Here is a 15,014-nt window from a genome sequence, read left to right on the forward strand (position 1 = left end):
TCCAAACTTTTTTCGCCATTTTTAGCAAATTTATCACCTAATCAGTTAATTTATTTAAAATATTTTTCTGACTATTCACTAATCACCGGATAAACATCGAATAACGCTGTCATACCGGCAATCTACCACCGTTACTATTAGCGAATTAGCCAGGAAATTCCATTGCCATTTGCCATTTTAAGCCAGTTGGATATTTGCAATTATATTTAATCGGCATATACTTACTAATCGTAAGTGGCAAACACAAAAAAGTTCCCGCGTTCTCGCAGGCGCGGATGATGACCGATGACCTGAACTCGACGAACAACTGGAGGAATTTAAATTATGGATACAACTAAAACACAATGGACAACCGCACAATTAGATAACTTCTTAAACAACAAGACCCTGACCATGAAGCCATACAACCCAGACATGACGACCTTTGAAGAGGAATCCCCTGTTTGGGAAGTCGTTGTGGACGGCAATGTTTATTCTCGCGGCTGGAACGGCGACCAAACCAAGTGGTTCATGGCCGCTACTGCCCAAAACGCTGGTGAAATCAGCGTGGGCGACCAAGCTTTCGCGGCCCGGTTTGAAACGATCAACCACTCCGCTGAACTCGACGCCAAGATCACCGCAGCCTACAAGGCCAAGTACGATGGTCAAAACTCCCTGCCGAAGATGATTTCCGCAGGCCCAACCTACGCTACGCTTCACGTGCTGCCTCGCTAGATAGCACAACCAAACACGCAACAACTGAGCACGTCCCCACGCCGCTTAGTTGTTGCGTGTTTTTTTGCGTCGACCGTAGTTTACCAGGTATCCGTCAGCTCATGTAACCGATTACCATTGTGTTGAAGCTGGTTTCCGCCTACAATTAAAGTATCTTTAATTAACGGTTGAAAGGTCGAAATCAACTAGAAGTTTTTGCTATGTACCGTGACACGGTCTGAGCTGGCGGACTCTCGGCTACAGAGATGATTGTCCATCAATCGGTTTAATACTCGGCAACGGTTGGATGCTCAACGTTGATCTACATCACAGCCACTGACAAGCACCAATCCGCCGGGAGCCAGCCGGCAGTGCAGCTAGCTGTGTCGACCCAGTTAGCTGGCGTTTTGGGCCAGGTTACTGGGTGGGACAACTTGAGAGCCTGGCGAATTTTGCCAGGCTTTCAAGCGAGGTGGAAGACCGCTCCTCAGTCTGGAACCGTTCCCCATAGCAGGCGGAACTGCTGGCTGGCGGAGGCATCTGGTTTCACTAATATTAGTCGTCAGTACGAGCCTTTCAACCGCAACTTTAATCTATCAGAACAGGAGACCTGCACATGGCCTACATCGAAGTCAAAAACGAAACACGTAAATTCAAGCAAGGCGACCAGGAGACCATCGCCAATCACGACATCTCCTTTAGCGTGGACCGTGGACAAATCATCACGATCCTCGGTCCCAGCGGCGCCGGCAAATCCACGCTGCTCAACATTCTAGGCGGTATGGACAATCCCACCAGCGGGCAGGTGCTGATCGACGGCACCGACATCGCCCAGTTCACTGCTAAACAGCTCACCACGTATCGGCGCCAGGACGTCGGCTTCATTTTTCAATTCTACAATCTGGTTCCGAACCTGACCGCTCGCGAAAACGTGGAACTGGCATCGCAGATCACTCGCGACGCCCGTGACGTGGACGAAACGTTGCGGCTAGTCGGCTTAGCTGAACGCGCCAACAATTTCCCCGCTCAGCTCTCGGGTGGTGAACAACAACGGGTGGCGATTGCCCGTGCGATTGCTAAAAATCCTAAGCTGTTGCTGTGCGATGAACCGACCGGCGCTCTGGATTATCAGACCGGTAAGCAGGTCCTGCAAGTCATCCAAGATGGCGCTCGGCAGACCGATATGACGGTCATCATCGTGACCCACAACGGCGCAATTGCCAAGATGGGCGACCAGATTATCCATATCAACGACGCCCAGGTCCAATCGATCCAGCAGAATCCGCAGCCGACGCCCATCGCCGACATTGAATGGTAGGTGTGACCATGACAAAATCCTTTTGGAAAATGCTCTGGCGAGAAATTGGCCACTCCAAAGCCCGCTTCATCTCCATCATTTTAATTATTTTTCTCGGCGTGGCCTTCTATACCGGAATCCGGGCAACCGGCCCCGACATGTTGCAGGCTGCCACGGACTACTATGCCGACCAGAATTTGGCAACTAATAGCGTCCAGTCCACGGCGGGCCTGACCAAAAACGACTTGGCCGTGCTCCACCGTCACCGCAGTCAGGTGACCTATCAGGCCGTAAAATACTTAGACGTCAATCAGTTGAATAACAACCAAACCGTTCGCGTGGCTGAGTTACCACACGGCACGCTCAACCGGCTGACCGTGGTCAGTGGCCATTTACCACGTCATGCCAATGAAATCGTGTTGGACCAACAAGCGCGCACCCTGCAACCCAAGCTAAAATTGGGCGCCACCTACCGCATCGCCACGACGCACCAGCTGAATCGCCAGTTCCATCGGCGAACGTTTAAAATCGTGGGCTTCGTTAACTCGCCGCGCTACATTGAAAAGACGACCCGGGGCGTCACGACCGTTGGTAAGGGGACGCTGGATTATTTTGCCTTGGTCAAACCCGGCACGCTGAAGACCAGCATCATCAGTCGCCTGGACATCGGCTTCAAAAACCTGCGCGGCGTCACGCCCTACACGGCGCGCTACAATCGGCTGAACCGGGCCAATACCAAGCGTCTCAAGTCTTGGCTCAAGCCACAAGCCAAGCAACGGCAAGCTCAATTACAACGCCAAGCGCGGGCCAAACTCGCGCCAACGGTGACAAAGGTCCAAGCCCTTGCCCAACAAGTCCCCGCCAACACCCCCATGCTGGTGAAGGCCCAAGCCAAAGTAAAACGCGCACAAGCCCAAATCGCCGGCATTCAGCAGCCAACCTACCTATTCAGTGGGCGCGCTGCCAATCCGGGCTACAGTGAATATCACGAAAACACGCAACGGGTCGTGGCCTTGTCCACGGTCTTCCCGCTCTTCTTCATCGCGATTGCCGCACTGATCTGCCTGACCACCATGACCCGCATGGTGGCGGAACTACGGGTCCAAATGGGGACGCTCAAGGCCCTAGGTTACAGCAATACCGCCATCGGTAGTGAATTTATTCTCTACGGTGGCTTGGCCAGCCTCCTGGGAACGCTGCTGGGCGTGGGCTTCGGGGTGAACTTCTTCCCTCGCTTCATCGCCCAAGCGTACGGCAGCATGTACAATCTGCCCGCCATCAACGTGCAATACATTTGGCTCGACATCGTGGTCGCCTTAGTGATTGCGCTGGCCTGCACGATTGGCAGTGCCGTGGCCGTTTCGCGGGTGGACCTTCATAGTTTACCAGCAACTCTGATGCAGCCTAAGGCCCCCAAGGCCGGGAAAACGCTGTGGCTGGAACACTGGCACTGGTTCTGGCACCGGCTGAACTTCAATCACAAGGTCACGTTGCGCAACCTCTTTCGGTACAAGCAGCGCCTGTTGATGACGGTGCTGGGCATCGCCGGCTGTATGGCCATGATGATCACTGGCTTTGGCCTCAAAGATTCTATCGGCGACATCAGTGTGAAACAGTTCAATCAGCTTTGGCACTACGACGCCATCGTGGTCCGTAACGGCAACCAGACCGCTAAACAAGAGCGGGCGCTGCGCCGACAATCCCTTTATCAGGATGACCTGGTTGTGAAACAATCTCAGGCCACGGTCGAACGGGCCGGTGTCGCCAACCAAACCGTCACGTTGAGTGTGCCGCAACATCCCCAGCAACTCAACCGCTTCTTGGTCCTGCGCAACCGTCAAAGCCACGCGGCCTATCACCTCAGTAATCGCGGCGCCATCATTGACGAAAAGCTGGCCAAGCTCTATGACGTCAAGGTCGGTGACCAACTGCCCGTCAAACTTGGCAACCGCACCGCTCGCCAAGTCCGGGTAACGGCCATCGCGGAAAATTACGTCAACCATTTCATCTACTTATCGCCGAGCTATTACCAGCAGGTCTTCGGCGCCAAACCCGTGTACAACGGCAACCTTGTCCAGTTCACTAAGCACGGTCAGCGCCAGCAAAATGCGTTTGCGAATGACCTCTTGAAGACTGCGGGCATGGTAAACGTGACGCTGCTGAGTACGGAAAAGAAAAACAACTTCCAGATGCTGGATACCATGGATCTGGTCGTCATCATCTTCGTGGTCGCGGCCGGCGCACTGGCGTTGGTCGTCCTTTACAACCTCACCAACATCAATGTCTCCGAACGAATTCGTGAGCTGTCGACCATCAAGGTGCTGGGCTTTTACGACGGCGAGGTCACCATGTACATCTTCCGGGAAAACCTGATTCTCACGGGACTGGGCATCTTCTTTGGCTGCTTCCTGGGCAATTGGCTCCACGCCTACATTCTCAATACGGCCGAGACCGACAGCCTGATGTTCTCGCCGGGCATCCACTGGGTCAGCTACGTGTACGCCGCGCTGTTGACGCTGGCATTTAGCTTGCTGGTCATGTGGATCATGCACCGCAAGCTTAAGCGCATCAACATGTTGGACGCGTTGTCTTCGGTGGACTAGGTCCCGTCGATTACCTGTCTGTCTCGTTCTAAAGATTACCAGACAAAAACTGGTTAGAACCGTTGTCACTATGCGATTCATGGCGTTAAAATTAGGCGTCCACAGCTTCGTAGTCGAAACTGGCCGCCTACCGTCCGCCAAATATGGGTCGGAACGCTGTGGGCGGACGGGTCGAGCCAAAGACCGGTCTCGACGCCTCGCCTTTGAGCCGAAAGTCACGTCTCAAAGACGCCAGTTATCTGAGTGGCATGATTCATGCCGCTCAGATAACTCCCACGGCTGAACCCATATTTGGCGGACTCTCGGCTACAGGAGTGCTTACCAATACCAATCGACTGAACCCCTGACAGCAGGTTAACCTGTCAACTAGCATCTAGCCAACAATATCACTGATAGACGCCAACGTGCCGGAGGCGGCCAAGGATGGTCCCAACTGTGTCGACGGTGTTGGCTGCAATCTTCCCCAGAGCAGACGACTCCCTAGCTGACACCTGCTTCTGGTTCCACTAACTTTAGTGGACAAAACACTGCCGTTTCGGGAATTAGCTCACTAATTCTACTTTCCTTTGTCCATGCACACAAAACAGGCTTCAACCCAGGATAATCCGAGTTGAAGCCTGTTTGCTGTCTTAAATTACACTAACTTATTGAAACGCCGCCGTCATCGGCTGTACCAAATTCTTCAGTAATGGATCTGATTGCGTCTTGTCGTTAAAGATGACGCGGTCTGCGAACAACGTCACGGATTGTTGGGACCGGTACGTGATGGCTTGTTGCTTACCAGTCTTGGTATCGGTGACGGTCGCCTGGGCCACGGGTTCGCCGGCATTAACGGTTCCCGAGCTCATTTGTGCGGGCGATAGCTTGGTCGCCACCGTGGTCGTCAACCCGGCCGCTTGATCTTGATACCACACGCCGGCCTGACTGCTGGTTGGTTCTGCCGTCACGGTCGTGGCCAGGCCATTTGCCAGCGTGATGCGGCGGTCATTTAACGGCGTCGTGGCGAGTTGGTATTGCCGTTTCAGTTGTTTGATCAACTTGTTCATGGCCGAGAACGTGGTGTCGCCACCCAAGATGGTCGCAATCATTCGCTGACCATCGACCGTATACGTCGCGGTGAAGCACAGCTTGGCATTTTCCGTATACCCGGTCTTGAGGCCATCAATGTTGGTATCCTTGTCGTAGTGTGACTGCCCCTTCAAGCCCATATTTTCGTTGTAAATTGGGGTGCCGTTGATTTTATCTTCTTTTTTACCAGAAATCTGCACGATGTCTGGGTCGGCTTGAATCAAATGTTGGGCCACCGTGGTAATGGCCTTGGCTGAGACCAGATTTTCTTCTTTTTTGCCAGTATCTGGTAACACCAAGTTGTAGTCCTTCAGGTCAGTGTTGTCCAGGCCCGATGAACTGATGAAATGGGCTTCGATGCCCCAGTCTTCACTCTGTTGATTCATGAGCTGAATGAATTTGGCATTATTCCCCGCCACGTATTCACCGAGCGCCGTGGCCGCACTGTTGGACGACGCAATCATAGCCGCCGCCACCAACTGCTTCACGGTAAAAGTCTCCCCCTTCTTCATTCGCAATGAGGAGTACGCATAGCTGTGACTGAGCTTGAGGAGGTCGCGACTCATGGTCACCTGATCATCCCAATGAATTTTGCCTTCATCGATTGCCTTGACCGTCAAATACACGGTCAGCAGCTTGGACAGCGATGCGATGGGATAGCGCTTATCGGCATTTTGCTGATACAAGACCTGCCCACTTTGGGCATCCATCACGTAGGCTGCCCGGGCAGGGACCTTTGTGACCGTCTTGCTAGCCGCCTGGGCCACTGGACCGCCACCCAAAATGACTGCGACCAGCCCCAACAGCACCCCGCGCCACAACCAATGTTTAAATAGAACCACGAGCGTCAACGCCCCTTTCGAGTTAAATAGATTTCTATTATACAAAACCTACAGTGGAATAGGAACTTGTCAGCCAAACTTGCTAAAATTTTAATTTCTTATAAATGTATTTGTCATATTATTACAAAAATTTTAATCTACCGCAATGATTAGGGGGCAACTACAGTTCATCGAGTGGTTTAATCCCGCTGATAAACGCTTCCTGTACAGGGGTCAAATGCTTACCAGGCAGCTGGATAATGCCATACTTAAAAGTTCGCGACAGGTCACTTCCCAGTTCTCCCAAGGTATGCTCAACCAAACTTTGCTGTTCGAAATCATTTAAGCAATTATGCATTTGCGCATCACGAATCACGGAGACTGCTTGAAACTTTCTCATAGCTTCTAGAATCACACGACTAGATGATGACTGAACCGTAATATTTAACGGACCATTCTCAATGGCTACTGCATCCACAAATTTCGTAATATCATCATCAATAAATAAGGCAAATTCTTGTTCCTTCAACAGTTCCAACGGAATAGGGTCAGGACTGTTAGCCAGATAGTGACTTGTCGCCATATACAACTTAAATTCGCCACGACCAATCTCGCGAAATTCCAGAGACTTCAAGACGCGTTGCTCCGCAGTATTGATGGCTACTATCCCAACATCATAATCGTTATTTTTAACACCAGCAATAATCTGTGTGCTGTCCGCTTCTTTTAAATACGCTTTAAACTGCGGTTCACTATCTTGAAACTCTAGCAACCAATTGAACAATGAGCTTGGCACATCATTGGTGACACCAATGCGCAAAGGTGGCTCGGCAACCTGCTTTTGTTGGTCCGCAAGTTTTTGCATCATTCGCAATTGTGTTTCAATTTTTTGCGCGTGGCCAATAATCTTTTCCCCTGCCTTGGTCGGTTGTGTACCATTACGTGTCCGCGTAAAAAGTTTAATCCCCAATTCACTTTCCAAGTTGTCCAAGGATTGACTTAATCCTGCCTGACTGATATTGAGATTACGTGCGGCTTGTGACAACGTGGGCGCCTGTTTTAGCGCTATCAAATAAGCCATTTGATCCAGATTCATATTCAGCCCATCCCTTCACCAATTAAATTTATTATACCGCAAAGGACCGCTAACTCATTTGTGTAAGCGGCCCTAATTTAGGTTAATTTATTTTCTGCGATTCCTCTTCAGTACGATTTAACTCCAAGAAGCAGACTTGCCCGAAGCATCCGTTTCATGCAACGCATAGATTGACTCACGCCCTGGCAAGTGTGGTTCCATTTTAGGCGTAGAGAAGATGTTGAGTAATCCTGGTGTCAGCTTAGATTTTTTCACCTGTTCTGGTGAAATCTCACGAATAATCTCATCCCCACGACCCTCACTGATCTTCAAACCAAATTGTGGGTCAATCAAGGTTGCTCGACCAAGCGCAACTAGGTCTGTCTCTTGTAAGGCATCTTCCGCATCCGCTTCAGACATCACATTACCCACAATCATTAGTTTGGTTTCAGCTGGTAATTCTGGCCGCGCGAGTGCAGCGAAAGTTTGGTCGACACCAGCAGGCTTAGCGTTGTATGCAGGCAGTGACAGGTGAATATAATCAAAGTCAAAAGTCGTTGCCAGCTTGTGGATCAACTGATTGGCATCACGATAATCGTACCCCACCCGATCACCATGGATCTCTTCTGGGCTAATCCGATAACCCACGATAAAGTCCTTCGGTGCGTAGGTGTTTACCACGCGAAAGACCTCAGCTGCAACAGCCATTGGGAAATTCATCCGCGTATCCAGACTTTGACCGCCCCATTCATCAGTTCGTTGATTAGATTCAGTGGAGAAGAATTGCTGTAACAGGTAATGATTGGCACCGTGAATTTCAATACCATCAAACCCACAATCAATGGCACGCTTCGTTGCTGCGCCAAAATCACGAATGATTTCGCGAATCTGCTCATCAGTCAGCTCCGTAACGTCATAGTCAAGAAAATCAAAGTTGATTGCTGAAGGTGCATAGACTTTTTCGCCCTGAATCGCCCGATAGACAGCCTCACGACCGGTATGTGCTAACTGCAAAATAGCCTTATTCCCATCTTTCTTTAGGACCTGTGCCAGTTTAGCAAATCCTGGTTTTTGATCATCTTTATATAACCCCAACTGAAGTCGATTGCTGGTAAAGGACTGTGCAGGACCACCTGAATGGCTAACATATGTGTATTCCACGATCACCATGCCTGCTGATTGCGACCGCGCAGCATAATAATCAATTGTATCCTGCGTCACATAGCCATCATCCTTACCACTCCGCGACAGCATCGGTGACTGCACTAACCGACTGTTAATCGTTGCACCGTGACGGAACGTTACTTGATCTGTTAGTTGTTTTGCCATAAGTAATTCCTCCCATTGCTTGATGACTTGAGTATATCGCACGAATTGTGAATTTAATAACAAGTAGATATTAAACTAGCATAACTTCAGCTTATGGATAACTGATTTCAACAGTTCACCGGTACCTGAGATGGTCAGAGAAAGTTTTATACGAATTGCGAAGTAAAACCTCCAGTAACATTCAAAGGGCACTATATTTCCACGTTACTGGTTCACGTTATATAATTACCCATGGATTTACTAAAAAGACACAAAAAACGCCAGCTGCTGAAATTAAACACGCTTTGGCGTTACGAACAGAATGGGAGGACAACTAGCATGAAAATCAATGATATTTTAAACCGGGAATTGAAGGACCCAGAATTTGCTAAAGCTTACCATGCTGACAAGGAAAAATCAGCCAGTGCCTTAGCGCTATATCATGCACGTGAAGAGGCTGGTTTGACTCAAGCTGATTTAGCCGAACGCGCCAACGTCCCCCAATCAACCATTGCTAGGATTGAGCACGGCGATAATGTGACGTTTGACAAATTGGCTGAGATTGCTCATGCGATGGGCAAAACCATTAAGATTAAGTTTACGTGAAATTCTAATCTTCCAGTGAAAAATCACCACCAGATTTCATCCTTTAAATCTGATAGTGATTTTTATTTACGATTCGCTTCAGGCCTACGTCGCTAGCGCTCTTCACTAATTAGCAGAATACCCTTTCCCACCGAGACCTTCCTCTTGACACCGAACGATTACAAATGTAAACTGTAACTAATCAATCGAACAGAGACTGTTCATCAAAGGAGTTGTTCGCTATGGCAACAGCATTAGCCGTGACCATTTCTGACGCAGAATGGCGCGTGATGCGAATCGTCTGGACCTTAAAGCAGACTGATAGCCGCACCATCATTGACTTACTCGCCCAACAACATGATTGGAAACCGGCCACGATCAAGACGCTGATTGGCCGCCTGGTCAAGAAGGGCGCACTGGCCACCACCAAGCAGGGCCGCCAGTTCATTTATACCCCGCTGATTCCGGAACAAAGTGCAATGGACACGGCATTGATCAACGAACTCGACCAGATGTGTGCGATGCACCGCGGCACGTCGATTGCCCACGTCCTGGAACAAACCGAGATGAGCAAGGCCGACGTCCAACATTTAATCGACGTTTTAGCCAAGAAATTGCCAACCGCCCCCGACGCAGTCCACTGTGACTGCCTGCCGGACGGTTGCGAAGGGAGTTGTGAATCATGAAAAACGAACGCCATTTAGGAATGAGTCACATGAATATGCAACACGATATGAAGGGCATGGACCACACCAAAATGGCGATGGACCAGCCCGCAGACGAGCACCAAGACATGAGTAACATGGACATGACCCACATGGATATGGACATGGGTGATGGCCACATGATGCACATGGGTAATCTGAAACGCAAGTTCTGGGTATCCCTGATCTTAACGATTCCCGTTATCCTAATGTCACCAATGATGGGCATGACCTTGCCCTTTCAACTGATTTTCCCCGGCAGCGACTGGATTGTCGCCGTCCTCGGCTCGATTCTCTTCTTCTACGGCGGCGCCCCCTTCTTCAGTGGGGCCAAGGCCGAACTACAGATGAAGCGTCCCGCCATGATGACCTTGATTGCCATGGGGATCGGCGTCGCCTACGTTTACAGCATTTACGCCGTGATTGCCAACGACATTTTCCACGTCACCCCCGTCGTCAACAATTTCTTCTGGGAGCTATCGACCCTGATCGTCATCATGTTACTGGGTCACTGGATTGAAATGAACACGGTCATGAACGCGGGTTCCGCGGTCGACGCGCTGGGCAAATTATTACCACAAGAAGCTCACGTCGTCGATGACCAAGGAAACACGCATGATGTGAAGTTAAGTGACTTACAAGTTGGCCAAACGGTGGTTATTCGGGCCGGAGAACAAATTCCCGCCGATGCTAAAATCGTGACCGGGACCTCCGACGTCAATGAATCCCTGGTTACCGGGGAATCCAAGGCCATCAAGAAGGCCAGCGGCGACACCTTAATTGGGGGTGCCGTCAACGGGACCGGAACTTTGACCGCCACCGTCACGGGAACCGGGGACTCCGGCTACCTGGCCCAAGTCATGAAGCTGATCAGCGACGCCAAGCACGCCAAATCCAAGTCTGAAAATTTGGCCGACAAAGTTGCTGGCTGGTTGTTCTACGCCGCTTTGTTTGCCGGCATCTTAGCCTTCATCGTTTGGCTGACCGTGGCCAACTTGGCCGTAGCTTTACCCGTCGCCGTTGCCGTCTTCGTCATCGCCTGCCCCCACGCTTTGGGCTTAGCGGTGCCACTGGTCGTTTCCCGGAGCACCGCACTTGCCGCACAAAACGGCCTGCTGATTCGTAACCGTAATGCGATGGAACAGGTTAACCAATTAAAGTTTGCTTTGATGGACAAAACCGGGACGCTAACCATGGGTGAATTCAAGGTCAACCACCTGATCAGTTTAACCGCTGATTTGGACGAAACGGCCGTCTTACAACGGTTAGCCGCCTTGGAAAGTGGCTCTAGTCACCCCTTGGCTACGGGAATCTTGACCGCTGCCAAGGCCCGCAACCTCACCGTAACGCCGGCCACCGATACGCATCAAGAAACCGGTTTGGGCCAATTCGGTACGATTGGGGATACCACGTACGGCGTCGTTTCCGTGAACTATTTAGTGCAAAAGCACTTGGATTATGACCACGACCAATTCACGACCTTAGCCGCTGAAGGCAATTCCATCAGCTATCTGGTCGCCGATAATCAGGTCTTGGGACTCGTCGCCCAGGGGGACCAAATCAAGCCCGCCGCCAAAACGCTGGTTGCTTCCTTGAAACGCCAAGGCATCACGCCAGTCATGTTGACTGGGGATAACCAAGAAACGGCCAACAAGGTCGCCGCTAGTGTCGGCATCACGGACGTTCGGGCCCGCTTGTTGCCAGAAGATAAGGAACGTTTGGTTCAAGAATACCAGCAAAAGGGTAAGGTCCTCTTCATTGGGGACGGGGTCAACGATGCGCCTAGCCTGGCCCGTGCCGACATCGGCATGGCCATTGGCTCTGGGACGGATGTGGCCATTGAATCGGCCGACATTATCCTGGTCTCCAGTGACCCGGCTGACGTCATTCAGTTCTTAGACCTGGCCCGCGCCACGCAACGCAAGATGACCGAAAACCTCTGGTGGGGTGCCGGTTATAACCTGATTGCAATTCCACTGGCCGCCGGTGTATTAGCACCAATCGGCTTCATGCTGGACCCAATGGTAGGTGCCGTGGTCATGTCACTGAGCACCATCATCGTGGCTATCAACGCCATGACTCTGAAGATCAAGGATGTGGCAACAGACTAGTTTCGCTCATCAAATAAATTTGTACGCAAAAGGCGTCGTCAATCAACCACTTAGCTGGTTAGTTGGCGACGCCTTTCGGTTGTTTTGAAGGTTAAACGCATGCATACACTATTAAATTTTTCTGGATAACGTACCACTGACTACTGGCTTATTTCAGCGAATTGCCGCTTATCAGTGACACTGAATTGGGCCAGATCTGACCGTAATGCCATTTTGCCAAGAATTAAACCAATTGGTGGTTAAGCACTTCCGTAGCCGAGAGTCTGCCAAATATGAGCTCAGCCGTGGGAGTTCCCTTAGCGGCGCGATTCATGCCGGTTAGGGAACTGGCAACTTTGAGACGCGGTCTTCGGCTTAAAGTTGAGGAGACGAGACCGTCCTTCGGCTCGTCCCGTCGCCCACCGCGTTCCAGCTCATATTTGGCGGGCGGTAGGCGGCCAGCTCAACCTATGTCGCTGTAAATAACCAGTCTTCGGTTGCTACTTTCACTCCTCAGCTACTAAACGCTAATCGACTTTCGTGCGGAAACGGCGAATCAGGCGAAGCATCTGGTGGCCATTTAGTGACAGTGCCATGACCGCCAGAATCACCAGCGTGCCGCCAATCAAGTCGTACTTGGTCAGCTGAACGCTGAGAAACATCACGGAGAAGACCGTCGCCGATAGCGGTTCGAAGGCGTCTAGCAGACTGGCCGTGGTCGGTAAGATGTAGGCCAGCGCGTGAGCGAACATCAGAAACGGAATAACCGTTCCAAAAATAATGATGATGCCGATCATGGACCAGCCCGCCCAGGTCAGCGTGATGTGATCTTGCCAGACTGGTCCGAAGATATTTAAGCAGATACCGGCCACCAGTAGCCCCCAACCAGTGACGGATACCGCACCGAATTTTGGCAGTAACGGCCGCGGAAGCAGCGTGTTGGTTGCCACCCCGATGGCGGACAGGCCACCCCAGAAGAGAACGACCGGCGAAATAGCCAGGCTGTTTAAATGGCCATGGGTCACGATCAATAGCGTGCCCACAAAGGCCAGCAACATGCCGCCAGCTTCCGGTCGCGTCGGCGTGACGTGTTTAAATAACAGGAAGTAAATACTAATGATGAAGGGTCCCAAGAACTGAATGATGGTCGCAATCGGGGCGTTACCAAACTTGACGGCCTCGAAGTAACAGAGCTGAACGGGCACCAACCCTAACAAACCGTAGCTGATGACCCGCAGACCGGTCGCCTTTTGTCGCCAGATTTCAAACGGCTTGACCCCAATCACTTGGCCCAAGACCAGCAAAATAATACCGGCCGTGATCATCCGGACCTGCGTCAGCCACAAGGCCGTCACATGGGGATTCAACCCAAATAACGTGCTCGCGGCCACCCCGGAGATCCCCCACAAGATGCAGGCCACGCTGGCGAGTAAGACCCCGCGTAAATGATGTTGTGGCGTCATGACCGCGCCACCTTGATTTCTGCAAATGCTTGTAACATAGTCATTTCCCTCTCACTCTTAAATTCACAAAGCAAGATTCATTATAACAAATCTAATCGTCAATCCCGGCCGACTCAGGGAAATTTCACCAAGTTCTTAGGGTGAAGCGCTTTCTCATTGCCGCTCAAAAAGGCCCCCGTCACGACAGTTGTCGTTGGGAGGCCCGATTCACTCTTTATTTTTTCGGCCGCACGACCGCAATGAAGTCGGCAAGGCCTTGGGGATCAGTCAACTGGCGGTTGCATTGCGCACTGTCGCGGCAAATGTAATTGCCGTTACGCGTGTAGCTTCCCAGTCCCGAGCGCTTGGTCGTCGAGACGAATAGCGACACGTTGCCAATCGTGTGGCAAATGCTGCAGACGCCCTTGACCACTTGTGGGGCGAGGTCGCCTTGAATGCCGATCAGCCGATCCTGATACGGCGCCACCAGGTATTTCTTCTGGTTACCGCCGTCGTTCCAACCCAGATACGTGAGCTGGTGTAAGTTCAAAGTCGCCCATTCCGGCTGTTTGAGCTTCTTCACCTTACGAAATAGCTTGCTTAACTGCTTGGTCGACAATTCCGGAAATGGTACCACTAGGGGTTCTAGCAACGGCACAATCTCAGCTGCGGCCTTACGGGTCAACCGATCCGGCTGCAGGCGCGTCAAGAATTCTTGCACGGCTGGTTCGGCCAGCGGCACTAAGGGCTTGATGCGCTCCAGTGTCGTATCCCGAACGACGCGGCGCATGTGCTTGTCATTTACCGAAAGATAGGCGCTCACTAAGGCGTCGATCTGTTGTCTGATATAACTATATTCGTAGGCGGTGATTGTCGGTTTCATGTTTATTTTTTCCTTTCAGATTCAAACCTGACACTTCTCTGAAAGGTCTTGCAGAAAAGTGTCCCTAACTAGCAGCACTTTTCCGTACAAATAACGATGCCATCATCGTCGATCATCTCCTTGCATTCAGCCATTTTAGCTGAAGTGTTAGTAGTATACCGCAATCACACGGTCTTGCGCAAGAAAAAGAGGCCTCGCGTACACGAAGCCCCTACTCTCAGCTTTCGAACCTCCTGTCATCTCGATTTGATGGTAGTCGTCTGACATGGTCCGTTAATTTTCTCTCAAAGCTGAGATTTCCCAAGCCACGTTATGCCCCGTGACTTTGGGTCTATTTTACGATAACTCCTGACAACTTCTGTGCTTGAGGCCCCAGTTAGCTTAGCGAGTAAATTAAGAGGTGCGACCTGTGTTGGTGTGAATTGTCTGGTGGCGGTGCGGCTCA

The 15,014-nt window shown here is 51.1% G+C and carries 11 protein-coding genes and 1 pseudogene; 7 read left to right on the forward strand and 5 right to left on the reverse strand.

All coding sequences use genetic code 11. The features are described 5' to 3' along the window. Positions 1 to 324 precede the first annotated feature (324 nt). The 3 genes from NGM66_RS03460 (at position 325) to NGM66_RS03470 (ending at position 4,593) form a co-directional block, all read left to right on the forward strand. Positions 325 to 714 (forward strand): DUF2255 family protein, encoded by a 390-nt coding sequence (locus NGM66_RS03460; protein WP_208907482.1) that lies wholly within the window; start codon positions 325 to 327, stop codon positions 712 to 714. Positions 715 to 1,309: 595 nt separating this feature from the next. Beyond that, entirely contained in the window at positions 1,310 to 2,011 is a 702-nt protein-coding gene (locus NGM66_RS03465) for an ABC transporter ATP-binding protein (RefSeq protein WP_208907481.1), read from the forward strand. A gap of 8 nt (positions 2,012 to 2,019) precedes the next feature. Further along, complete coding sequence (locus NGM66_RS03470) at positions 2,020 to 4,593, forward strand: ABC transporter permease (RefSeq protein ID WP_258115390.1); 2,574 nt, start codon at positions 2,020 to 2,022, stop codon at positions 4,591 to 4,593. Between the two features lie 644 nt (positions 4,594 to 5,237). On the opposite strand, the gene NGM66_RS03475 is transcribed toward NGM66_RS03470, so the two are convergent. From NGM66_RS03475 to NGM66_RS03485, 3 genes are all read right to left on the reverse strand, one after another. Beyond that, entirely contained in the window at positions 5,238 to 6,548 is a 1,311-nt protein-coding gene (locus tag NGM66_RS03475; protein ID WP_258115391.1) for a D-alanyl-D-alanine carboxypeptidase family protein, read from the reverse strand. 115 nt (positions 6,549 to 6,663) lie between these two features. Then, entirely contained in the window at positions 6,664 to 7,578 is a 915-nt protein-coding gene (locus NGM66_RS03480; RefSeq protein ID WP_208907479.1) for a LysR family transcriptional regulator, read from the reverse strand. A 117-nt stretch (positions 7,579 to 7,695) separates the two neighbouring features. Beyond that, on the reverse strand, positions 7,696 to 8,886 hold the full coding sequence (locus NGM66_RS03485) for an oxidoreductase (protein WP_208907478.1): 1,191 nt from the start codon (positions 8,884 to 8,886) through the stop codon (positions 7,696 to 7,698). Positions 8,887 to 8,999: 113 nt separating this feature from the next. Here NGM66_RS03485 and NGM66_RS03490 point away from each other — a divergent pair. The 4 genes and pseudogenes from NGM66_RS03490 to NGM66_RS03505 form a co-directional block, all read left to right on the forward strand. Next, positions 9,000 to 9,203 (forward strand): annotated as a pseudogene (locus NGM66_RS03490) (type II toxin-antitoxin system RelE/ParE family toxin); the annotation flags it as partial. Position 9,204: 1 nt separating this feature from the next. Beyond that, entirely contained in the window at positions 9,205 to 9,471 is a 267-nt protein-coding gene (locus tag NGM66_RS03495; RefSeq protein WP_208907477.1) for a helix-turn-helix domain-containing protein, read from the forward strand. A gap of 221 nt (positions 9,472 to 9,692) precedes the next feature. Next, a complete protein-coding gene (locus tag NGM66_RS03500; RefSeq protein ID WP_208907476.1) occupies positions 9,693 to 10,136 on the forward strand; it encodes a CopY/TcrY family copper transport repressor in 444 nt (147 codons plus the stop codon). Positions 10,137 to 10,243: 107 nt separating this feature from the next. Continuing rightward, the gene (locus tag NGM66_RS03505) at positions 10,244 to 12,265 is read left to right on the forward strand and encodes a heavy metal translocating P-type ATPase (RefSeq protein ID WP_373418460.1); all 2,022 of its coding nucleotides are present in this window, start codon (positions 10,244 to 10,246) and stop codon (positions 12,263 to 12,265) included. Between the two features lie 506 nt (positions 12,266 to 12,771). Here NGM66_RS03505 and NGM66_RS03510 read toward each other — a convergent pair. Both NGM66_RS03510 and NGM66_RS03515 read right to left on the reverse strand, forming a co-directional pair. Beyond that, positions 12,772 to 13,707, reverse strand: coding sequence for a DMT family transporter (locus tag NGM66_RS03510; protein ID WP_208907475.1), 936 nt, complete (start codon positions 13,705 to 13,707; stop codon positions 12,772 to 12,774). A gap of 214 nt (positions 13,708 to 13,921) precedes the next feature. After that, positions 13,922 to 14,569: a FusB/FusC family EF-G-binding protein gene (locus NGM66_RS03515; RefSeq protein ID WP_208907474.1), complete on the reverse strand. Its 648-nt coding sequence runs from the start codon at positions 14,567 to 14,569 to the stop codon at positions 13,922 to 13,924. Between the last annotated feature and the right edge of the window lie 445 nt (positions 14,570 to 15,014).

Origin of the sequence: Levilactobacillus yiduensis (genome assembly GCF_024718525.1) — a bacterium.
Classification (GTDB): domain Bacteria; phylum Bacillota; class Bacilli; order Lactobacillales; family Lactobacillaceae; genus Levilactobacillus; species Levilactobacillus yiduensis.

What these genes read in the sequence shown, in the direction of transcription:
- NGM66_RS03460 (WP_208907482.1), top strand. Translation starts at nt 325, where the DNA reads ATGGATACAACTAAAACACAATGGACAACCGCACAATTAGATAACTTC.
- NGM66_RS03465 (WP_208907481.1), top strand. Translation starts at nt 1,310, where the DNA reads ATGGCCTACATCGAAGTCAAAAACGAAACACGTAAATTCAAGCAAGGC.
- NGM66_RS03470 (WP_258115390.1), top strand. Translation starts at nt 2,020, where the DNA reads ATGACAAAATCCTTTTGGAAAATGCTCTGGCGAGAAATTGGCCACTCC.
- NGM66_RS03480 (WP_208907479.1), bottom strand. Translation starts at nt 7,578, where the DNA reads ATGAATCTGGATCAAATGGCTTATTTGATAGCGCTAAAACAGGCGCCC.
- NGM66_RS03485 (WP_208907478.1), bottom strand. Translation starts at nt 8,886, where the DNA reads ATGGCAAAACAACTAACAGATCAAGTAACGTTCCGTCACGGTGCAACG.
- NGM66_RS03495 (WP_208907477.1), top strand. Translation starts at nt 9,205, where the DNA reads ATGAAAATCAATGATATTTTAAACCGGGAATTGAAGGACCCAGAATTT.
- NGM66_RS03500 (WP_208907476.1), top strand. Translation starts at nt 9,693, where the DNA reads ATGGCAACAGCATTAGCCGTGACCATTTCTGACGCAGAATGGCGCGTG.
- NGM66_RS03505 (WP_373418460.1), top strand. Translation starts at nt 10,244, where the DNA reads ATGAGTAACATGGACATGACCCACATGGATATGGACATGGGTGATGGC.
- NGM66_RS03510 (WP_208907475.1), bottom strand. Translation starts at nt 13,707, where the DNA reads ATGACGCCACAACATCATTTACGCGGGGTCTTACTCGCCAGCGTGGCC.
- NGM66_RS03515 (WP_208907474.1), bottom strand. Translation starts at nt 14,569, where the DNA reads ATGAAACCGACAATCACCGCCTACGAATATAGTTATATCAGACAACAG.